Origin of the sequence: Streptomyces sp. NPDC048734 (assembly GCF_043198675.1) — a bacterium.
GTDB lineage: Bacteria > Actinomycetota > Actinomycetes > Streptomycetales > Streptomycetaceae > Streptomyces.
Genome location: NZ_JBICUZ010000002.1, coordinates 698805 through 719418, shown reverse-complemented (window position 1 = coordinate 719418; position 20614 = coordinate 698805). Strand labels below are relative to the sequence as shown.

17 protein-coding genes and 1 tRNA gene are annotated in these 20614 nt (G+C 69.2%); 16 read left to right on the top strand and 2 right to left on the bottom strand.

Features of this window, described 5'->3' with window-relative positions:
- The 5 genes from ACGFQC_RS08465 (at position 1) to ACGFQC_RS08445 (ending at position 3427) form a co-directional block, all read left to right on the top strand.
- Positions 1-429, top strand: coding sequence for a MaoC family dehydratase (locus tag ACGFQC_RS08465; protein WP_363089011.1), 429 nt, complete (start codon positions 1-3; stop codon positions 427-429).
- A gap of 192 nt (positions 430-621) precedes the next feature.
- Entirely contained in the window at positions 622-1677 is a 1056-nt protein-coding gene (locus tag ACGFQC_RS08460; protein WP_363089012.1) for a UDP-N-acetylmuramate dehydrogenase, read from the top strand.
- A gap of 269 nt (positions 1678-1946) precedes the next feature.
- Positions 1947-2603: a hypothetical protein gene (locus ACGFQC_RS08455; RefSeq protein WP_363089013.1), complete on the top strand. Its 657-nt coding sequence runs from the start codon at positions 1947-1949 to the stop codon at positions 2601-2603.
- A 192-nt stretch (positions 2604-2795) separates the two neighbouring features.
- The gene (locus ACGFQC_RS08450) at positions 2796-2987 is read left to right on the top strand and encodes a hypothetical protein (RefSeq protein ID WP_363089014.1); all 192 of its coding nucleotides are present in this window, start codon (positions 2796-2798) and stop codon (positions 2985-2987) included.
- Positions 2951-3427 (top strand): hypothetical protein, encoded by a 477-nt coding sequence (locus tag ACGFQC_RS08445; protein WP_363089015.1) that lies wholly within the window; start codon positions 2951-2953, stop codon positions 3425-3427. Before ACGFQC_RS08450 ends, ACGFQC_RS08445 begins: the two co-directional genes overlap by 37 nt.
- A 197-nt stretch (positions 3428-3624) precedes the next feature.
- On the opposite strand, the gene ACGFQC_RS08440 is transcribed toward ACGFQC_RS08445, so the two are convergent.
- Both ACGFQC_RS08440 and ACGFQC_RS08435 read right to left on the bottom strand, forming a co-directional pair.
- Positions 3625-4656: an adenosine deaminase gene (locus ACGFQC_RS08440; RefSeq protein ID WP_363089016.1), complete on the bottom strand. Its 1032-nt coding sequence runs from the start codon at positions 4654-4656 to the stop codon at positions 3625-3627.
- Positions 4657-4780: 124 nt separating this feature from the next.
- Positions 4781-6007 carry a pyridoxal phosphate-dependent aminotransferase gene (locus tag ACGFQC_RS08435; RefSeq protein ID WP_363089017.1) on the bottom strand — a complete coding sequence of 409 codons (1227 nt, stop codon included), beginning with the start codon at positions 6005-6007 and terminating at the stop codon, positions 4781-4783.
- Between the two features lie 281 nt (positions 6008-6288).
- On the opposite strand from ACGFQC_RS08435, the gene ACGFQC_RS08430 reads away from it, so the two are divergent.
- The 11 genes from ACGFQC_RS08430 (at position 6289) to ACGFQC_RS08380 (ending at position 20551) form a co-directional block, all read left to right on the top strand.
- Positions 6289-6361: transfer RNA gene (locus ACGFQC_RS08430), tRNA-Trp, on the top strand.
- Positions 6362-6469: 108 nt separating this feature from the next.
- On the top strand, positions 6470-6757 hold the full coding sequence (gene secE / locus ACGFQC_RS08425) for a preprotein translocase subunit SecE (protein WP_356560341.1): 288 nt from the start codon (positions 6470-6472) through the stop codon (positions 6755-6757).
- Positions 6758-6836: 79 nt separating this feature from the next.
- Entirely contained in the window at positions 6837-7736 is a 900-nt protein-coding gene (gene nusG / locus ACGFQC_RS08420; protein ID WP_363089018.1) for a transcription termination/antitermination protein NusG, read from the top strand.
- Positions 7737-7905: 169 nt separating this feature from the next.
- Positions 7906-8340 (top strand): 50S ribosomal protein L11, encoded by a 435-nt coding sequence (gene rplK / locus ACGFQC_RS08415; protein WP_020132675.1) that lies wholly within the window; start codon positions 7906-7908, stop codon positions 8338-8340.
- Positions 8341-8443: 103 nt separating this feature from the next.
- Positions 8444-9169: a 50S ribosomal protein L1 gene (gene rplA, locus ACGFQC_RS08410; protein WP_020132674.1), complete on the top strand. Its 726-nt coding sequence runs from the start codon at positions 8444-8446 to the stop codon at positions 9167-9169.
- Between the two features lie 130 nt (positions 9170-9299).
- Complete coding sequence (locus ACGFQC_RS08405; RefSeq protein ID WP_363089019.1) at positions 9300-10220, top strand: hypothetical protein; 921 nt, start codon at positions 9300-9302, stop codon at positions 10218-10220.
- Positions 10221-10329: 109 nt separating this feature from the next.
- Positions 10330-11157, top strand: coding sequence for a hypothetical protein (locus ACGFQC_RS08400; RefSeq protein WP_363089020.1), 828 nt, complete (start codon positions 10330-10332; stop codon positions 11155-11157).
- Between the two features lie 308 nt (positions 11158-11465).
- A complete protein-coding gene (gene rplJ / locus ACGFQC_RS08395) occupies positions 11466-11996 on the top strand; it encodes a 50S ribosomal protein L10 (RefSeq protein ID WP_363089021.1) in 531 nt (176 codons plus the stop codon).
- Positions 11997-12107: 111 nt separating this feature from the next.
- Positions 12108-12491, top strand: coding sequence for a 50S ribosomal protein L7/L12 (gene rplL / locus ACGFQC_RS08390; RefSeq protein WP_355140812.1), 384 nt, complete (start codon positions 12108-12110; stop codon positions 12489-12491).
- Between the two features lie 577 nt (positions 12492-13068).
- Complete coding sequence (rpoB, locus tag ACGFQC_RS08385; protein WP_363089022.1) at positions 13069-16554, top strand: DNA-directed RNA polymerase subunit beta; 3486 nt, start codon at positions 13069-13071, stop codon at positions 16552-16554.
- Between the two features lie 97 nt (positions 16555-16651).
- Entirely contained in the window at positions 16652-20551 is a 3900-nt protein-coding gene (locus ACGFQC_RS08380; RefSeq protein WP_363089023.1) for a DNA-directed RNA polymerase subunit beta', read from the top strand.
- The last annotated feature ends 63 nt before the right edge of the window (positions 20552-20614 follow it).

The window sequence follows — 20614 nt, the reverse complement described above, 5'->3', positions numbered from 1 at the left end:
ATGGCCGCGAAGATCTCCTACGACGACGTCGAGGTCGGCACCGAGCTGCCGGCGCAGTCGTTCGGTGTGACCCGGGCCACCCTCGTCCAGTACGCGGGTGCCTCCGGGGACTTCAACCCGATCCACTGGAACGAGAAGTTCGCCAAGGAGGTGGGCCTGCCGGACGTCATCGCGCACGGCATGTTCACCATGGCCGAGGCGGTCCGCGTCGTCACCGACTGGACCGGCGACCCGGGCGCCGTCGTCGAGTACGGCGTCCGCTTCACCCGGCCCGTCGTCGTCCCGAACGACGAAGAGGGCGCGACCATCGAGGTCAACGGCAAGATCGGCGCCAAGCTCGACGACAACACGGTCCGCGTGGACCTGACCGCGACCAGCGGCGGGCAGAAGGTGCTGGGGATGTCCCGGGCGGTCGTACGACTGGCCTGAGCCCGACCCGGTCGTAAGACCGGTGCGGGCGTGGCCGGCCCGGGGCAGGCCGGCCCGGGGCAGGCCGGCCCGGGGCCGGAGAGGTCCTCACCGACACCGGTGGGGTAAGGGGCGCCCTCCCTTGTGGGGCGCCCCTTACCCGTGGTGAGTGCGCGGCCGGGGCCGTCGGTGCCGTCTCGTAGGCTTGGGCGCGTGCTGGAACTCCACGACGCCCCGCTCGCCCCGCTGACCACCTTCCGGCTGGGCGGCCCCGCCACCCGGCTGGTGACCGCGACGACCGACGCCGAGGTGGTCGCCGCCGTGCGCGAGGCCGACGCCGACGGCACGCCGCTGCTCGTCATCGGCGGCGGATCCAACCTCGTCATCGGCGACAAGGGATTCGAGGGCACCGCCCTGCGCATCGCCACCAGCGGCTTCGACCTCGCCGGTACGACGCTGGAACTGGCCGCCGGTGAGGTGTGGACCGACGCCGTCGCCCGCACCGTCGAGGCCGGACTGGCCGGCGTCGAATGCCTGGCCGGCATCCCCGGCTCGGCCGGCGCGACCCCGATCCAGAACGTGGGGGCGTACGGCCAGGAGGTGTCCGCCACGATCTCCGAGGTGATCGCCTACGACCGCCGCACCGGTGAGACGGTCACCCTCGGCAACGAGGAGTGCGCCTTCTCCTACCGGCACAGCCGCTTCAAGGCCGACCCCGACCGCCATGTCGTCCTGCGCGTCCGCTTCGCCCTGGAGGACGCCGACGGGCTGTCCGCGCCGCTCCGGTACGCCGAGACGGCACGGGCCCTTGGGGTGGCGCCCGGTGACCGGGTGCCGCTGGAGCAGGCCCGCGAGACCGTGCTGAAGCTGCGCGCGGGCAAGGGGATGGTCCTGGATGCCGAGGACCACGACACCTGGTCCGCCGGGTCCTTCTTCACCAACCCGATCCTCGACGACGCCGACTTCGCGGTGTTCCACGCGCGCGTGAGGGAGCGGCTCGGCGAGGACGCCGTACCGCCCGCCTACCCGGCGGGGGAGGGGCGCACCAAGACCTCCGCGGCCTGGCTGATCGACAAGGCCGGCTTCACCAAGGGCTACGGCAGCGGGCCCGCCCGCATCTCCACCAAGCACACCCTCGCCCTCACCAACCGCGGCGAGGCCACCACGGAGGACCTGCTGGCGCTGGCCCGGGAGGTCGTGGCCGGGGTGCGGGAGGCGTTCGGCGTCACGCTGGTCAACGAGCCGGTGATGGTGGGGGTCGGGCTGTAGGGCCTGTCCGGCGGCGCCTCGGAGCCCGCCGTGGGCGCCGTGGGCGCCGTGCCGGTGGGCAGGGGGCGGCCGCGGGCCAAGGGCCTCCCCCGATCCGCAGCCCCGGCGGCCGCGGACGCCCCCCGTCTCGATGGTGGTCCTCCTGGCATCTCCTGACTCCCCGCAGCACGGTTGTTTCCCGGTCGGTGCGGCTGAAATACGGCCGAAACCCCCGCGTGGGACCCGCGGCGCCGCCCCTATGTGGGCGAAAGGGATCCGGGGAGGCGCGCGTGACGGTGGGCGGGACGCAGGGGACGGCCGGGGAGGAGCAGGGCCTGTTCCGCCAGGCCCTGGCGGAACAGGAGGCCCGCACGCGGGAGCTGTTCCGGCGGGCGACCGCGGTCGGTCAGGAGTGGGCCCGCGCCAAAGAGGGCGGCGGACCGCCGGACGGCCCCGCGACCGAGCGGATGCTGCGCGAACTCGCGGACGCCGAGCAGGAGCGGGACGGGGCCGCGCGGCGGGCGTTACGGATGGCGCGCGGCACCCTGCTCGCCGTCCGCCACCTGGCCGACGGGACGCACGGCGGGGCCGCCGACCCGGCGGGTGACCGGGCCGAGGCCCTGGTCCTGCTGCGGGAGGCCCGCGAGCCGGAACCCGTCACCGAGCGGGAGACGCGGTCCCGGACGGCCGTCACCAAACTCCTGATCAGACTGCTGGTGCCGCCCAGCTGGACCGGGCGGCCGCCCGGTTCGCCGCCCGCGAGGACAGCCGCGACCGCGTGCTGCCCTGGGGGGCGGGACGCGTCGCCCCCGGTGGCCCGGACCGCGGCCCCGGCCGGGACCGGGCCGCGGAGCCCGCCTCGCCGTACGCCTCCGCCCCGGACGACGACTTCGAGCCGGAGCCCGTGCCCGTCGCCGTGCCGCCGGCGGCGCACTGGGAGGGCCTGACCGAGACCGCGGCCATGGCCCGCCGGCCCGGCTGGCCCTCGCCGCACTGCTGGTGCTCGTCGAACTCCCGGTGTACGTCACGCTGTTCCTGGCGATCCACGACGGGACGCCGGAGGGCAGGCTGAGCGCCTACCCGCTGTCGGCCGCCGTCGGGGTCGTCATGACGGCCGGACCCTTCCAGGCTGGACGGCAGTGGCGGCTGGACGGCAGTGGCGCCGGCGCGGGGCCACCGCCTCGCTGTGGGTGGTGCTGTCGGTGGCGGCGCTGGCGTCGGTGTGGGGCTGGGCCGCCTGGTACCTGGGCGATCTGCGGGCGCGGATCGTGTTCCGGGACGCCCCCGACGGGGCATGGAGGACCTCGCCCGCCAGATGGGCGTCGACCTGACCCCGGCACCCACCGTGCTGGAGCAGCTCCACCTGGACCAGCACACGGTCGCCGTCACCTTCATCTCGCTGCTGCTGCTCTCCGGCGGTATCGCCTTCCTGCTGGCCCTGTCCGAGGAACACCCCTTCGTCGCCGCCTACCGCCACCATCACCGCAACCTGGAGAAGGCCGAGACGGCACTCTCGCGGGCCGTGGCCGCGGCGGCGGGAGCCCGGCGTGAGCAGGAGACGCAGGCGGAACGGGCCCAGGAGCGCGGCGAGGCGCTGGCCGCCGAACTGGCCGCGGTGGACGCCGTGTTCGAGGCGGCCGCGCACGCCTACCTCGACGGTGTGCAGGCTGCCTCGCACGATCCGGCGGTCACCGAGGGCGCGATGCGGCTGTCGGCCCGCTACCCGCTGCTGCCGGAACCCGTTCCCACCCGGGCGCGGGCCGGACCCTGAGCCGACCCGCGGGCGTGGGGCGCGGGCGTGGTCAGGGGGCCACACCCGCGCCCTGCTGCCCCGCGGCCCGCTGCCCCGCACCCCGTCCCGGACCGCGTGGCACCGTCCGCCCCGGACCGTGCGGCACCGTCCGCCCGGACCGGCGCGGAGCGCGCCACGCCGCCCCGGCCGGTGACCCGCGGCGCGATGCCCGCCGGTCAGGAGGCCAGCCAGTCGTCCACCCCCGACAGCAGCTTCTGCTGCACGTCCTTCGGGGCCGCCGAACCCTGGATCGAGTGGCGGGCCAGTTCGGCCAGCTCCTCGTCCGTGAAGGCGTGGTGGCGGCGGGCCAGCTCGTACTGGTCGGCCAGCCGGGAGCCGAACAGCAGGGGGTCGTCGGCCCCCAGGGCCAGCGGCACCCCGGCCTCGTACAGGGTGCGCAGCGGCACGTCCTCCTGCTTGTCGTAGACGCCCAGGGCCACGTTCGAGGCGGGGCAGACCTCGCAGGTGACACCGCGCTCGGCGAGCCGCTTCAGCAGCCGCGGGTCGTCCGCCGCCCGGACGCCGTGCCCGATCCGCGTGGCGTGCAGGTCGTCGAGGCAGTCCCGCACCGAGGAGGGCCCGGCCAGCTCGCCGCCGTGCGGGGCCGACAGCAGCCCGCCCTCCCGGGCGATGGCGAAGGCGCGGTCGAAGTCCCGCGCCATGCCCCGGCGTTCGTCGTTCGACAGCCCGAAGCCCACCACGCCCCGGTCGGCGTACCGCACGGCCAGCCGGGCCAGCGTGCGGGCGTCCAGCGGATGCTTCATCCGGTTCGCCGCCACCAGCACCCGCATCCCGAGCCCGGTCTCCCTGGACGCCGACTCCACGGCGTCCAGGATGACCTCCAGCGTCGGGATCAGCCCGCCCAGCCGCGGCGCGTACGACGTCGGGTCCACCTGGATCTCCAGCCAGCCCGAGCCGTCCTTCACGTCCTCCTCGGCGGCCTCGCGCACCAGCCGCCGGATGTCCTCGGGCTCTCTGATGCAGGAGCGGGCCGCGTCGTACAGCCGCTGGAAGCGGAACCAGCCCCGCTCGTCGGTCGCCCGCAACCGGGGCGGCTCCCCACTGGTCAGGGCCTCGCTCAGCGTCTCCGGCAGACGCACGCCGTACTTGTCGGCGAGTTCCAGCACGGTGCCGGGCCGCATCGACCCGGTGAAGTGCAGGTGCAGATGGGCTTTCGGCAGCTCAGAGACATCACGTACACGCTCCATTCCGGAATCCTGCCGTACGCCGAGGCCGTCCGGGTAGCCGTTTCCCCGAACGTGGTCCTGCTCGCACACGGCAGCGGGCCGCCTCCCGGAGGAGACGGCCCGCGGAATCCGGCACGGGGCCAGGTCAGTCCCTGGCCTCCGCCAGCAGCTTCTGGATCCGGCTCACGCCCTCGACGAGGTCCTCGTCACCCAGCGCGTACGACAGCCGCAGGTAGCCCGGCGTGCCGAAGGCCTCGCCCGGGACGACCGCGACCTCGGCCTCCTCCAGGATGAGCGCCGCCAGCTCGACGGAGTCCTGCGGGCGCTTCCCGCGGATCTCCTTGCCGAGCAGCCCCTTCACCGACGGGTAGGCGTAGAAGGCGCCCTCGGGCTCCGGGCAGAGCACGCCGTCGATCTCGTTGAGCATGCGCACGATCGTCCGGCGGCGGCGGTCGAACGCCTCCCGCATCTTCGCGACCGCCTCCAGGTCACCGGAGACTGCGGCCAGCGCGGCCACCTGCGCCACGTTCGAGACGTTCGAGGTGGCGTGCGACTGGAGGTTGGTCGCCGCCTTCACCACGTCCTTCGGGCCGATGATCCAGCCCACCCGCCAGCCCGTCATCGCGTACGTCTTGGCGACGCCGTTGACCACGATGCACTTGTCGCGCAGCTCGGGAAGGACCGCCGGCAGCGAGACGAACTTCGCGTCGCCGTAGACGAGGTGCTCGTAGATCTCGTCGGTCATCACCCACAGACCGTGCTCCACGGCCCAGCGGCCGATCGCCTCGGCCTCGGCCGCGCTGTAGACGGCGCCGGTCGGGTTGGAGGGGGAGACGAAGAGGACGACCTTCGTCCGCTCCGTGCGCGCCGCCTCCAGCTGCTCGACACTGACCCGGTAGCCGGTCGTCTCGTCCGCGACGACCTCCACCGGGACACCGCCGGCCAGCCGGATCGACTCGGGGTACGTCGTCCAGTACGGCGCCGGGACGATGACCTCGTCGCCCGGGTCGAGGATCGCGGCGAAGGCCTCGTAGATGGCCTGCTTGCCGCCGTTGGTGACGAGGATCTGCGACGCCTCGACCTCGTAGCCGGAGTCGCGCAGCGTCTTCGCGGCGATCGCGGCCTTCAGCTCCGGCAGGCCGCCGGCCGGCGTGTAGCGGTGGTACTTCGGGTTCTTGCAGGCCTCGACGGCGGCCTCGACGATGTAGTCCGGGGTCGGGAAGTCGGGCTCACCGGCGCCGAAGCCGATCACCGGCCGCCCGGCGGCCTTCAGGGCCTTGGCCTTGGCATCCACGGCGAGGGTGGCGGACTCGGAGATCGCACCGACCCGGGCGGAGACCCGGCGCTCGGTGGGAGGGGTTGCAGGGCTCATGGCCCCATGTTTTCAGACAGGAAACGCGCCCGGCACACGGGTTTCACGGACTGAACAAGGACGGGCCCCCTTGCGAACATCCGTGCCGATCCGGGCGGTAGCCGGGTGATCTTCCGGCCGTTTCCCGACGATCTTCCGCCGCCGGGGCCCTCACTGGCGCTTTACGTTCGACGAGGCGCCCCGGAACACGTACACTCCTACGTCGTTGGCCTTCAACAGCCGTTTCACCACCGGTGCACACCAAGCATCCGGATGAATGCGGTACGTTGGGGAACACACAAAGGGTCGTAGCTCAATTGGTAGAGCACTGGTCTCCAAAACCAGCGGTTGGGGGTTCAAGTCCCTCCGGCCCTGCTACACACTCCTTCGCCAGGCAGTGTGCGCATGTACGTACAGAAATGCACCGCCGTGCGGCTCAGACCGGGCGCGGCACGGCCACGACCCGGGAACAGGTGAGGACGAATGGCGGACGCCGTGGGCTCCATCGACACGCCTGATGCCCAGGACGAGGTGCCTGAGGCGCAGAAGAAGTCCCGCAAGGGCGGCAAGCGCGCCAAGAAGGGCCCGCTGAAGCGGCTCGCGCTCTTCTACCGTCAGATCGTCGCGGAGCTTCGCAAGGTCGTCTGGCCGACGCGGGGTCAGCTGACGACGTACACCATGGTCGTGATCGTGTTCGTGGTCATCATGATTGGTCTGGTGACCGTGATTGACTATGGACTCGACCACGCCGCGAAGTACGTATTCGGCTGAGCCGAGAGCGAAGGGCGCCGGGTGATCGGCGCCCCTTTCGCGTGTTCCACCCCTATGTATCCAGGAAGAAGCAGCCACCGTGTCTGACCAGAACCTGAACGACGCCATGGAGCCGCGCGGGGCGGATGCCGAGTCGGCTGACGACGAGCTCGACATCGTCGAGGGCGCTGACGAGGACCTGGACGAGTTCGAGGCTGCCGACGCCGAGGCGGGCGAGCCCGCGGAGGAAGCCGCGCTGCACGTCGAGGACGAAGAGGCTTCCGACGACGGGGACTCCGACGACGAGGACTCCGAGGAAGAGGACTCCGAGGACGGCGAGGCCGTCGCGGAAGAGGCCGAGGAAGCCGAGCCGGCCGAGCCCGTCGACCCCGTCGCCGCCCTGCGCGAGGAACTCCGCACCCTGCCCGGCGAGTGGTACGTCATCCACACGTACGCCGGCTACGAGAACCGCGTGAAGACCAACCTCGAGCAGCGCGCCGTCTCGCTGAACGTCGAGGACTTCATCTTCCAGGCAGAGGTGCCGCAGGAAGAGGTCGCGCAGATCAAGAACGGCGAGCGCAAGACGATCCGTCAGAACAAGCTCCCCGGCTACGTGCTGGTGCGCATGGACCTGACGAACGAGTCCTGGGGCGTCGTCCGCAACACCCCCGGCGTCACCGGCTTCGTGGGCAACGCCTACGACCCGTACCCGCTGACCCTGGACGAGATCGTCAAGATGCTCGCCCCGGAGGCCGAGGAGAAGGCCGCCCGCGAGGCTGCCGAGGCCGAGGGCAAGCCGGCTCCGCAGCGCAAGATCGAGGTCCAGGTCCTGGACTTCGAGGTCGGCGACTCGGTCACCGTCACGGACGGCCCGTTCGCCACGCTCCAGGCCACGATCAACGAGATCAACGCCGACTCGAAGAAGGTCAAGGGCCTCGTCGAGATCTTCGGCCGCGAGACCCCGGTCGAGCTGAGCTTCGACCAGATCCAGAAGAACTAGCCCCTTCTGGAACGCAAGCCTCCGACCAGGTCAGGTGGCCGCTCGCGCGGCGCCTGACCTGCTCGGTTTTTGGCCGCGCAGAGATACCCGTTATCGTTGTGCGGTATGCCTCCATCCGGATCATCCGGACCGGACGGCTCAAAACTCTCACTAGGACCCGGAGAGAGCAATGCCTCCCAAGAAGAAGAAGGTCACGGGGCTCATCAAGCTCCAGATCAACGCCGGTGCGGCGAACCCCGCACCGCCGGTCGGCCCCGCGCTCGGCCAGCACGGCGTCAACATCATGGAGTTCTGCAAGGCCTACAACGCCGCGACCGAGTCGCAGCGTGGCTGGGTGATCCCGGTGGAGATCACGGTCTACGAGGACCGTTCCTTCACCTTCATCACCAAGACGCCGCCGGCCGCGAAGATGATCCTCAAGGCCGCGGGTGTCGAGAAGGGCTCGGGCGAGCCGCACAAGACCAAGGTCGCCAAGATCACCGAGGCGCAGGTCCGCGAGATCGCCACGACCAAGCTTCCCGACCTCAACGCCAACGACCTGGACGCCGCGTCGAAGATCATCGCCGGCACCGCCCGTTCCATGGGCATCACGGTCGAGGGCTGAGTTCCAAGCCCCGTAGCACCTTCGTAGCAGCCGCGGCTCCGGCCGCACGTGGCAGGGCCTGCTCGGCCCGTACCACGACTCCTCAGAACCCCCAGGAGCAGTAGTGAGCAAGCGCAGCAAGTCTCTCCGCGCTGCGGACGCCAAGATCGACCGGGAGAAGCTGTACGCCCCGCTCGAGGCCGTCCGTCTCGCCAAGGAGACCTCCACGTCCAAGTTCGACGGCACCGTCGAGGTCGCCTTCCGTCTGGGTGTCGACCCGCGCAAGGCCGACCAGATGGTCCGTGGCACCGTGAACCTGCCGCACGGCACCGGCAAGACCGCCCGGGTCCTGGTCTTCGCGACCGGTGACCGTGCTGCGGCCGCGGAGGCCGCCGGCGCCGACATCGTCGGCTCCGACGAACTGATCGACGAGGTCGCGAAGGGCCGTCTGGACTTCGACGCCGTCGTCGCCACCCCGGACCTCATGGGCAAGGTCGGCCGCCTCGGCCGCGTGCTCGGTCCGCGTGGTCTGATGCCGAACCCGAAGACCGGCACCGTCACCCCCGACGTGGCCAAGGCCGTCACGGAGATCAAGGGCGGCAAGATCGAGTTCCGCGTCGACAAGCACTCGAACCTGCACTTCATCATCGGCAAGTCGTCGTTCGACGACACCCAGCTGGTGGAGAACTACGGCGCGGCCCTGGAGGAGATCCTCCGTCTGAAGCCGTCCGCCGCCAAGGGCCGCTACATCAAGAAGGCCGCGATCAGCACCACGATCGGCCCCGGCATCCTGGTCGACCCCAACCGCACCCGGAACCTCCTCGTCGAGGAGGACCCGGCCGCGGTCTGAACCTGACGGTTCGCATCGGTCGGCGACGAGCCCCGCAACCTTCCGAGGTGCGGGGCTCGTCCCTTTTCCCGTACGGCTGTCGGTGCCGTGCGTTACCGTGCGGACACGGGGACAAGATGGGGGTGAGGGTATGAAGGGCACCAGTGCGCGCCGGGCGGGCCTCCCGATCGTCGCGGCGGCCCTGCTGACCGGGGTGGCGGCCTGCAGCTCGGGCTCCGGGGGATCCGACGGCGACGAGGGTTCCTCCTCCGCCGCCGCCTCCTCCGACGGGGGCGGCAGCCGCGTCAGTCCGATAGCCGCGCTGCGCACCGCCGAGAAGTCCACCGACGGCGCCGACTCCGTCAAGGTCGAGTCGACGACCACCATGGGCTCGTTGATGGCGATGACGGCCGACGGCTCCCTCGGCTGGGGCGACGGCCTCACCGGCACCCTCACCATCACCTACACCGGCGGCACCATGGCCGACACCATGCGGCAGCTGGGCACCACCTCGATGCAGGCCCGCTATCTGCCCGACGCGTACTACGCGCGCATGGGCGACGCCTTCGCCGAGCAGGCCGGCGGCAAGCACTGGATCAAGTACCCGTACGACGCGCTGGAGACCCTCGGCGGCGGCTCGGGGGCCTACCTCAAGGACCAGATGGAGAACTCCACCCCGAACCAGTCGGTGAAGCTCCTGCTGGCCTCCGGGGACGTGCGCAGGGTCGGCGAGGAGACGGTCCGCGGCGAGCGGACCACGCACTACTCGGGCACCGTCGAGGTCGCCGACCTCGCCGGCCGCAACTCCAGCCTCAGCGAGAGCCAGCTCGCCGACCTGAGGAAGCAGCTGGAGCAGGCCGGCGTCACCACCGAGACCGTCGACATCTGGGTCGACGAGGACGACCTGCTGGTCAAGAAGGTCGAGAAGGGCCAGTCGGCGAACGGCACGTACAGCCAGACCGCCTACTACAGCGACTACGGCACCCCGGTCGACACCGAGGCGCCCCCGGCGGCCGACACCGCCGACTTCTCGGAGCTGCTCCGGCAGCAGAGGGCCGGCTCCACGCCCTGAGAGCGGACCGCCGGGAATTCACGGGACTCCGCCCGCACCCCCGGGGTACCTTCACACCCTCGCCGTGAATCGACCAGGTGTTCACCGTGTGCTGCGTGGGGGAATGTGCATGAGATCTTCCGTGGGTGTCCTCGGGCTGTCGGCCCTGCTCGTCACGGGCTGTGCGGCGGCGTCGGAGGGTGCGGCGGACGGGGGTGACCCGAAGGCCGCGGCCACGGCCGTCGCGCGGGCCGCGGAGAAGACGGAGCAACTCGGCTCCCTGCGCTACCGGATGACCGGCCGGATGCCGGAGGAGGGCCGGATCAGGGCCGAGGCCGCGATGGCCGTGAAGCCGCCGGCCATGAGCCTGAGGACGACCGTTCTCGGCGGTCCGGACAAAGGCGTCGGCGAGGTCCGCCTCGTCGGCGGAGTGCTGTACGTCGGCAGCGACGAGGCCACCGAGGACGGCAAGCACTGGATGCGGTTCGGGGCGCCCGGCAGATCCGACACCCCGAGCGGCGTCAAGGTCGACACCACGTCGATGGCCGACAAGGTCCGCCGCAACCCGGCCCACGAGAGCGCCTTCCTCACCGCGGCCGACGACCTGAGGACGACCGGCACGCAGACCGTCGACGGCGTGACCACCACCCACTACGCGGGCACGGCCACCGTCGACGAGATCCGGGCCTCCTACCGCGACGAGGCCAGGAGCGTCCGCCAGCGGCGCGAGCAGTCCCTCGCGCAGTACGAGAAGCTCGGCGTCGACGAGCTGGACATGGACGTCTGGATCGACGAGGGCGGCCGCACCAAGCAGCTGCGGTTCCAGGGCTTCGGCCGGCGCGGCCAGCTCGACCTCACCATCACCCTCCTCGACTTCGGCGAGCCCGTCACCGTGCAGGCCCCGCCCGCCTCGGACACCTTCGACCTGGCCGAGGAGATGAAGAAGGCCGGCCGCTGAACCCCTCGCGGGCGGGGCTCCGATCCCCCTCACGGGCGGATTTGCTTGACGGCGACCCGTTCCCGTACGCTCCTACAGAAGCCAAAGACCGCTGGTCGTTGCCGTGCGCTCGCGAGAGGGTGCGGTGGCCGAAGGATCCGCTGATATGCGGACGACCCGCGCAGGTGACTGTGGAAGTGCTCCCGGACCGTGATCCGCCCGCGGATTTCGTTCGGTCGAGCTCTCGCCCCGTGCGCCTGCGCCGGGGCGTTTCGTTTGTCCCAGCCCCTTCCGAGCGGTCGTCAACACCCGGAAGGAGGCCGACGCTCATGGCAAGGCCCGACAAGGCTGCCGCGGTAGCCGAGCTCGCGGAGCAGTTCCGCAGCTCGAACGCCGCCGTGCTGACCGAGTACCGGGGTCTCACCGTGGCGCAGCTCAAGTCGCTGCGTCGTTCGCTCGGTGAGAACGCCCAGTACGCCGTGGTGAAGAACACGCTGACCAAGATTGCGGCCAACGAGGCCGGGATCTCGACGCTCGACGACCTGTTCAACGGTCCGACGGCAGTTGCCTTCGTCACCGGTGACCCGGTGGAGTCGGCGAAGGGTCTTCGTGACTTCGCCAAGGACAACCCCAACCTCGTCATCAAGGGCGGTGTCCTTGACGGCAAGGCGCTGTCCGCCGACGAGATCAAGAAGCTTGCGGACCTCGAGTCCCGCGAGGTTCTGCTCTCCAAGCTGGCGGGTGCCTTCAAGGGCAAGCAGTCCCAGGCTGCACAGCTCTTCCAGGCGCTTCCCTCGAAGCTCGTCCGCACCGTGGACGCCCTTCGCGCCAAGCAGGAAGAGCAGGGCGGTGCCGAGTAATTCGGCTCGCGCATTGACCGCCGCCTGAGGCAGCGGTCTTAGCGGGCCGAACGTACGCCCGCCGAACAAGTACATCCGGCACCTGCCGAATTAGTGGAAGGATCGCCCACCATGGCGAAGCTCAGCCAGGAAGACCTGCTCGCGCAGTTCGAGGAGATGACCCTCATCGAGCTCTCCGAGTTCGTGAAGGCCTTCGAGGAGAAGTTCGACGTCACCGCCGCCGCCGCGGTCGCCGTTGCCGCTCCGGGCGCCCCGGGTGCCCCGGTCGAGGCCGAGGAGGAGAAGGACGAGTTCGACGTCATCCTCACCGGTGCGGGCGACAAGAAGATCCAGGTCATCAAGGTCGTGCGTGAGCTGACCTCCCTCGGCCTGAAGGAGGCCAAGGACCTCGTGGACGGCGCCCCGAAGCCCGTCCTCGAGAAGGTCGCCAAGGACGCCGCCGAGAAGGCCGCCGAGTCCCTCAAGGGCGCCGGCGCCTCCGTCGAGGTCAAGTAACACCCCGCGGTCGGCGACGACCGCAGCGAAGGCCGAAACAGATCCCCTCGGGGCTGTAACGCCGGCGCACCGAGGAGCGATCATCCATCCGGGTGGTCGCTCTTCGGCGTTCCCGAGGGCCGGCCACGGTTGCCTTGCACCTGAGTTCGCGAGGGGTAGGGTGATCTTCGTCTTGTCCCCGGACGCCCCGCGTCCGGGCATGGGGGCCTTGACGAACCGCACGCAGCGCGCAATTCTCAGGACGCGTCGTCACAAGGATCCGTATCCGAGGCATGGATCGACGGCGAAGAGGGCAGTATCACCGTGCGTTAGAGGGCTACCGGACCGAGGGCGTTGAGAGCTACGAGGGTCTCGAAAAACCCGCACTGGACATCAGTGTGCCAAGTGGCTACACTGACCCTTTGCGCTGCCTGTTAGCTGTCCCCTGCCCGTCACCAGGGGCATGCCCTCACCCGAGCACCGATGATCGGACCCTTTCTGACCTGGCCTTTCGGCCGATTTCGGGGAGTCTGTATCGTTGTGTGGGAGAGGGGCCGGTACGCGCGTAGTGAGTCCGAGCCCTCGGAAGGACCCCCTCTTGGCCGCCTCGCGCAACGCCTCGACCGCGAATACGAACAACGCTGCCAGCACCGCCCCGCTGCGCATCTCCTTTGCAAAGATCAAGGAGCCCCTCGAGGTTCCGAACCTTCTCGCACTGCAGACCGAGAGCTTCGACTGGCTGCTCGGCAACGAAGCGTGGAAGGCTCGCGTCGAGGAGGCTCTCGAGAACGGTCAGGACGTCCCCACCAAGTCCGGCCTCGAGGAGATCTTCGAGGAGATCTCCCCGATCGAGGACTTCTCCGGGTCGATGTCGCTGACCTTCCGCGACCACCGTTTCGAGCCGCCGAAGAACAGCATCGACGAGTGCAAGGACCGTGACTTCACGTACGCGGCCCCGCTCTTCGTGACGGCCGAGTTCACGAACAACGAGACCGGCGAGATCAAGTCCCAGACGGTCTTCATGGGCGACTTCCCGCTCATGACCAACAAGGGCACCTTCGTCATCAACGGCACCGAGCGTGTCGTCGTGTCGCAGCTGGTCCGCTCGCCCGGCGTCTACTTCGACTCCTCCATCGACAAGACGTCCGACAAGGACATCTTCTCCGCCAAGATCATCCCGTCCCGGGGTGCCTGGCTGGAGATGGAGATCGACAAGCGCGACATGGTCGGCGTCCGCATCGACCGCAAGCGCAAGCAGTCCGTCACCGTCCTCCTGAAGGCTCTCGGCTGGACCACCGAGCAGATCCTCGAGGAGTTCGGCGAGTACGAGTCGATGCGCGCCACCCTGGAGAAGGACCACACCCAGGGCCAGGACGACGCGCTCCTGGACATCTACCGCAAGCTGCGTCCGGGCGAGCCCCCGACCCGCGAGGCCGCTCAGACGCTGCTCGAGAACCTCTACTTCAACCCCAAGCGCTACGACCTCGCCAAGGTCGGCCGCTACAAGGTGAACAAGAAGCTCGGCGCCGACGAGCCGCTGGACGCCGGCGTGCTCACCACCGACGACATCATCGCCACGATCAAGTACCTGGTGAAGCTGCACGCCGGTGAGACCGAGACGCTCGGCGAGTCGGGCCGCTCGATCATGGTCGAGACCGACGACATCGACCACTTCGGCAACCGTCGCATCCGCAGCGTCGGCGAGCTGATCCAGAACCAGGTCCGTACGGGTCTCGCCCGTATGGAGCGCGTCGTGCGCGAGCGCATGACCACCCAGGACGTCGAGGCGATCACGCCGCAGACCCTGATCAACATCCGGCCGGTCGTCGCCTCCATCAAGGAGTTCTTCGGCACCAGCCAGCTGTCGCAGTTCATGGACCAGAACAACCCGCTGTCGGGTCTGACGCACAAGCGTCGTCTCAACGCGCTCGGCCCGGGTGGTCTGTCCCGTGAGCGGGCCGGCTTCGAGGTCCGTGACGTCCACCCCTCGCACTACGGCCGCATGTGCCCGATCGAGACGCCGGAAGGCCCGAACATCGGTCTGATCGGCTCGCTCGCCTCGTACGGCCGGATCAACCCGTTCGGTTTCATCGAGACGCCGTACCGCAAGGTCACCGGCGGTGTCGTCACCGACGAGGTGGACTACCTCACGGCCGACGAAGAGGACCGGTTCGTCATCGCGCAGGCCAACGCGCCGCTCAATGACGAGTTCCAGTTCGAGGAGGCCCGCGTCCTGGTCCGCCGTCGTGGCGGTGAGGTCGACTACGTCCCCGGTGACGACGTCGACTACATGGACGTCTCCCCGCGCCAGATGGTGTCGGTCGCGACCGCCATGATCCCGTTCCTCGAGCACGACGACGCCAACCGTGCCCTCATGGGCGCGAACATGATGCGCCAGGCCGTCCCGCTCATCAAGAGCGAGTCGCCGCTCGTCGGCACCGGCATGGAGTACCGCTCCGCGGTCGACGCCGGCGACGTGGTCAAGGCCGAGAAGGCGGGTGTGGTCCAGGAGGTCTCCGCGGACTACATCACCACCACCAACGACGACGGCACGTACATCACGTACCGCCTGGCCAAGTTCGCCCGTTCCAACCAGGGCACCTCGGTCAACCAGAAGGTCATCGTCAACGAGGGCGACCGGATCATCGAGGGCCAGGTCCTGGCCGACGGTCCGGCCACCGAGAACGGCGAGATGGCGCTGGGCAAGAACCTGCTCGTGGCGTTCATGCCGTGGGAGGGTCACAACTACGAGGACGCGATCATCCTGTCGCAGCGCCTCGTGCAGGACGACGTCCTCTCCTCGATCCACATCGAGGAGCACGAGGTCGACGCCCGTGACACCAAGCTCGGCCCCGAGGAGATCACCCGGGACATCCCGAACGTCTCCGAGGAGGTCCTCGCCGACCTCGACGAGCGCGGCATCATCCGTATCGGTGCCGAGGTCGTCGCCGGCGACATCCTGGTCGGCAAGGTCACGCCCAAGGGCGAGACCGAGCTGACCCCGGAGGAGCGCCTGCTGCGCGCCATCTTCGGCGAGAAGGCCCGTGAGGTCCGTGACACCTCGCTGAAGGTGCCGCACGGCGAGATCGGCAAGGTCATCGGCGTCCGCGTCTTCGACCGTGAGGAGGGCGACGAGCTGCCGCCGGGCGTGAACCAGCTGGTTCGCGTCTACGTGGCGCAGAAGCGCAAGATCACGGACGGTGACAAGCTCGCCGGCCGTCACGGCAACAAGGGTGTCATCTCGAAGATCCTGCCGATCGAGGACATGCCGTTCCTGGAGGACGGCACCCCGGTCGACATCATCCTCAACCCGCTCGGTGTGCCGTCCCGAATGAACCCGGGACAGGTCCTGGAGATCCACCTCGGCTGGCTCGCCAGCCGCGGCTGGGACGTCTCCGGCCTCGCGGACGACTGGGCGCAGCGCCTCCAGGCGATCGGCGCCGACAGCGTCGCCCCCGGCACCAACGTCGCCACCCCGGTGTTCGACGGTGCCCGTGAGGACGAGCTGACCGGTCTGCTGCAGCACACCATCCCGAACCGTGACGGCGGGCGCATGGTGCTCCCGTCCGGCAAGGCCCCGCTGTTCGACGGCCGTTCGGGTGAGCCGTTCCCGGAGCCGATCTCGGTCGGCTACATGTACATCCTCAAGCTCCACCACCTGGTCGACGACAAGCTGCACGCCCGCTCGACCGGTCCGTACTCGATGATCACCCAGCAGCCGCTGGGTGGTAAGGCCCAGTTCGGTGGCCAGCGCTTCGGCGAGATGGAGGTGTGGGCGCTGGAGGCTTATGGCGCCGCGTACGCCCTCCAGGAGCTGCTGACCATCAAGTCCGACGACGTCACCGGCCGCGTGAAGGTCTACGAGGCCATCGTCAAGGGCGAGAACATTCCCGAGCCCGGCATCCCCGAGTCCTTCAAGGTGCTCATCAAGGAGATGCAGTCCCTGTGCCTCAACGTGGAGGTGCTGTCCTCGGACGGCATGTCCATCGAGATGCGCGACACCGACGAGGACGTCTTCCGCGCTGCGGAAGAGCTCGGCATCGACCTGTCCCGGCGCGAGCCGAGCAGCGTCGAAGAGGTCTGACGGGAGTCCGGCGGGGCCTCTCGTGCAGAGGTCCCGCCGATCCCGCGACCCCCGTTTCAGACCACAGACTTACAACCCTGAGAGGGATTGACGCATAGTGCTCGACGTCAACTTCTTCGATGAGCTCCGGATCGGTCTGGCCACCGCTGACGACATCCGTCAGTGGAGCCACGGCGAGGTCAAGAAGCCCGAGACCATCAACTACCGCACCCTCAAGCCCGAAAAGGACGGACTCTTCTGCGAGAAGATCTTCGGTCCGACCCGGGACTGGGAGTGCTACTGCGGCAAGTACAAGCGTGTCCGCTTCAAGGGCATCATCTGTGAGCGCTGCGGCGTCGAGGTGACCCGCGCCAAGGTGCGCCGCGAGCGGATGGGCCACATCGAGCTGGCCGCTCCCGTCACGCACATCTGGTACTTCAAGGGCGTCCCGAGCCGTCTGGGCTACCTGCTCGACCTGGCTCCCAAGGACCTCGAGAAGGTCATCTACTTCGCGGCGTACATGATCACGTACGTCGACGACGAGCGCCGCACGCGTGACCTGCCCTCGCTGGAGGCGCACGTCTCCGTCGAGCGCCAGCAGATCGAGAACCGTCGCGACTCCGACCTCGAGGCCCGCGCCAAGAAGCTCGAGACCGACCTGGCCGAGCTCGAGGCCGAGGGTGCCAAGGCCGACGTGCGCCGCAAGGTGCGCGAAGGCGCCGAGCGGGAGATGAAGCAGCTGCGCGACCGCGCCCAGCGCGAGATCGACCGCCTCGACGAGGTGTGGACCCGCTTCAAGAACCTCAAGGTCCAGGACCTCGAGGGCGACGAGCTGCTCTACCGCGAGCTGCGCGACCGCTTCGGCACGTACTTCGACGGTTCGATGGGTGCCGCGGCGCTGCAGAAGCGCCTGGAGTCCTTCGACCTCGACGAGGAGGCCGAGAAGCTCCGCGAGATCATCCGTACCGGCAAGGGCCAGAAGAAGACCCGTGCGCTCAAGCGCCTCAAGGTCGTCTCCGCGTTCCTGCAGACCAGCAACAGCCCCAAGGGCATGGTGCTGGACTGCGTGCCGGTCATCCCGCCGGACCTGCGTCCGATGGTGCAGCTGGACGGTGGCCGCTTCGCGACCTCCGACCTGAACGACCTGTACCGCCGTGTCATCAACCGCAACAACCGCCTGAAGCGCCTTCTCGACCTCGGTGCGCCCGAGATCATCGTGAACAACGAGAAGCGCATGCTCCAGGAGGCCGTGGACGCGCTGTTCGACAACGGCCGTCGTGGCCGTCCGGTCACCGGTCCCGGCAACCGCCCGCTGAAGTCCCTCAGCGACATGCTGAAGGGCAAGCAGGGCCGCTTCCGCCAGAACCTGCTCGGCAAGCGCGTGGACTACTCCGCGCGTTCCGTGATCGTCGTCGGTCCGCAGCTGAAGCTGCACCAGTGCGGTCTGCCGAAGGCGATGGCGCTGGAGCTGTTCAAGCCGTTCGTGATGAAGCGCCTGGTCGACCTGAACCACGCGCAGAACATCAAGTCGGCCAAGCGCATGGTCGAGCGCGGCCGCACCGTGGTGTACGACGTCCTCGAAGAGGTCATCGCCGAGCACCCGGTGCTGCTGAACCGTGCGCCCACCCTGCACCGCCTCGGCATCCAGGCCTTCGAGCCGCAGCTGGTCGAGGGCAAGGCCATCCAGATCCACCCGCTCGTCTGCACCGCGTTCAACGCGGACTTCGACGGTGACCAGATGGCCGTGCACCTGCCGCTGTCCGCGGAGGCGCAGGCCGAGGCCCGCATCCTGATGCTGTCCTCGAACAACATCCTCAAGCCCGCCGACGGCCGTCCGGTGACGATGCCGACCCAGGACATGGTCCTCGGTCTGTTCTTCCTCACCACCGACGGCGAGCTGCGCGACGTCAAGGGCGAGGAGCGTTCCTTCTCGTCCGTGGCCGAGGCGATCATGGCGTTCGACGCCGGCGAGCTGTCGCTGCAGTCGCGCGTCGACGTCCGCTTCCCGGTCGGCACCATCCCGCCGCGCGGCTGGACCCCGCCGGCGCGGGAGGAGGACGAGCCCGAGTGGCAGCAGGGTGACTCGTTCCGGCTGCGGACGACCCTGGGCCGCGCGCTCTTCAACGAGCTGCTGCCCGAGGACTACCCGTTCGTCGACTACGAGGTCGGCAAGAAGCAGCTCTCGGAGATCGTCAACGACCTCGCCGAGCGCTACCCCAAGGTCATTGTGGCGGCGACGCTCGACAACCTGAAGGCGGCCGGCTTCTACTGGGCGACCCGCTCCGGCGTCACCGTGGCCATCTCCGACATCGTCGTCCCCGACGCGAAGCGGGCGATCGTCCAGGGCTACGAGGCGCAGGACGAGAAGGTCCAGAAGCAGTACGAGCGCGGTCTGATCACCAAGGAAGAGCGCACGCAGGAGCTCATCGCGATCTGGACCAAGGCGACCAACGAGGTCGCCGAGGCGATGAACGCGAACTTCCCGAAGACCAACCCGGTCTCGATGATGGTCAACTCGGGTGCCCGAGGAAACATGATGCAGATGCGTCAGATCGCCGGTATGCGCGGTCTGGTGTCGAACGCGAAGAACGAGACCATCCCGCGCCCGATCAAGGCCTCCTTCCGTGAGGGCCTGTCCGTGCTGGAGTACTTCATCTCCACCCACGGTGCCCGTAAGGGTCTGGCGGACACCGCCCTGCGTACCGCCGACTCGGGTTACCTCACCCGTCGTCTGGTGGACGTCTCGCAGGACGTCATCATCCGCGAGGAGGACTGCGGCACCGAGCGCGGCCTCAAGCTGGCCATCGCCGAGCGCGGCGAGGACGGCGTGCTGCGCAAGGCGGACGACGCCGAGACCAGCGTGTACGCGCGCTGCCTCGCCGAGGACATCGTCGTCGACGGCAAGGTGCTCGCCCCGGCGGGCGTCGACCTCGGTGACGTCCTCATCGACCAGCTGGTCAAGGCCGGCGTCGAGGAGGTCAAGACCCGCTCGGTCCTGACCTGCGAGTCCGCCGTCGGCACCTGCGCCATGTGCTACGGCCGTTCGCTGGCCACCGGCAAGCTGGTCGACATCGGTGAGGCGGTCGGCATCATCGCCGCCCAGTCCATCGGTGAGCCCGGTACCCAGCTGACGATGCGTACCTTCCACACCGGTGGTGTGGCCGGTGACGACATCACCCAGGGTCTGCCGCGTGTCGTCGAGCTCTTCGAGGCCCGTACCCCGAAGGGTGTCGCCCCGATCTCCGAGGCCGCCGGCCGCGTGCGGATCGAGGAGACCGAGAAGACCAAGAAGATCGTCATCACGCCGGACGACGGCAGCGACGAGACGGCGTTCCCGATCTCGAAGCGTGCCCGTCTGAAGGTCGAGGAGGGCGAGCACGTCGAGGTGGGCCAGCAGCTCACCGTGGGTACCCAGAACCCGCACGACGTGCTGCGCATCCTGGGTCAGCGTGCCGTCCAGGTCCACCTGGTGGCCGAGGTCCAGCGGGTGTACAACTCGCAGGGTGTGTCGATCCACGACAAGCACATCGAGATCATCATCCGGCAGATGCTCCGCCGCGTGACGATCATCGAGTCCGGCGACGCCGAGCTGCTGCCCGGCGAGCTGGTCGAGCGCTCGAAGTTCGAGACCGAGAACCGTCGTGTGGTGCAGGAGGGCGGTCACCCGGCCTCCGGTCGTCCGCAGCTCATGGGTATCACCAAGGCCTCGCTGGCCACGGAGTCCTGGCTGTCGGCGGCGTCCTTCCAGGAGACGACCAGGGTGCTGACGGACGCGGCGATCAACGCCAAGTCCGACTCCCTGATCGGCCTCAAGGAGAACGTCATCATCGGTAAGCTCATCCCGGCCGGTACGGGTCTGTCCCGCTACCGCAACATCCGGGTCGAGCCGACCGAGGAGGCCAAGGCCGCGATGTACTCGGCCGTCGGCTACGACGACATCGACTACTCGCCGTTCGGCACCGGCTCCGGCCAGGCCGTCCCGCTGGAGGACTACGACTACGGTCCGTACAACCAGTAAGGCGTACGTCTGAAGCACCGAAGGGCGGTCACCCGTGCGGGTGGCCGCCCTTCGGCGTGTCCG

Bases quoted from the DNA above. Each gene is read 5' to 3' on its own strand.
- rplL (WP_355140812.1), top strand. From the start codon at position 12,108: ATGGCGAAGCTCAGCCAGGAAGACCTGCTCGCGCAGTTCGAGGAGATG.
- ACGFQC_RS08445 (WP_363089015.1), top strand. From the start codon at position 2,951: ATGGAGGACCTCGCCCGCCAGATGGGCGTCGACCTGACCCCGGCACCC.
- rplK (WP_020132675.1), top strand. From the start codon at position 7,906: ATGCCTCCCAAGAAGAAGAAGGTCACGGGGCTCATCAAGCTCCAGATC.
- rplJ (WP_363089021.1), top strand. From the start codon at position 11,466: ATGGCAAGGCCCGACAAGGCTGCCGCGGTAGCCGAGCTCGCGGAGCAG.
- ACGFQC_RS08465 (WP_363089011.1), top strand. From the start codon at position 1: ATGGCCGCGAAGATCTCCTACGACGACGTCGAGGTCGGCACCGAGCTG.
- ACGFQC_RS08400 (WP_363089020.1), top strand. From the start codon at position 10,330: ATGAGATCTTCCGTGGGTGTCCTCGGGCTGTCGGCCCTGCTCGTCACG.
- ACGFQC_RS08435 (WP_363089017.1), bottom strand. From the start codon at position 6,007: ATGAGCCCTGCAACCCCTCCCACCGAGCGCCGGGTCTCCGCCCGGGTC.
- ACGFQC_RS08405 (WP_363089019.1), top strand. From the start codon at position 9,300: ATGAAGGGCACCAGTGCGCGCCGGGCGGGCCTCCCGATCGTCGCGGCG.
- secE (WP_356560341.1), top strand. From the start codon at position 6,470: ATGGCGGACGCCGTGGGCTCCATCGACACGCCTGATGCCCAGGACGAG.
- ACGFQC_RS08440 (WP_363089016.1), bottom strand. From the start codon at position 4,656: ATGGAGCGTGTACGTGATGTCTCTGAGCTGCCGAAAGCCCATCTGCAC.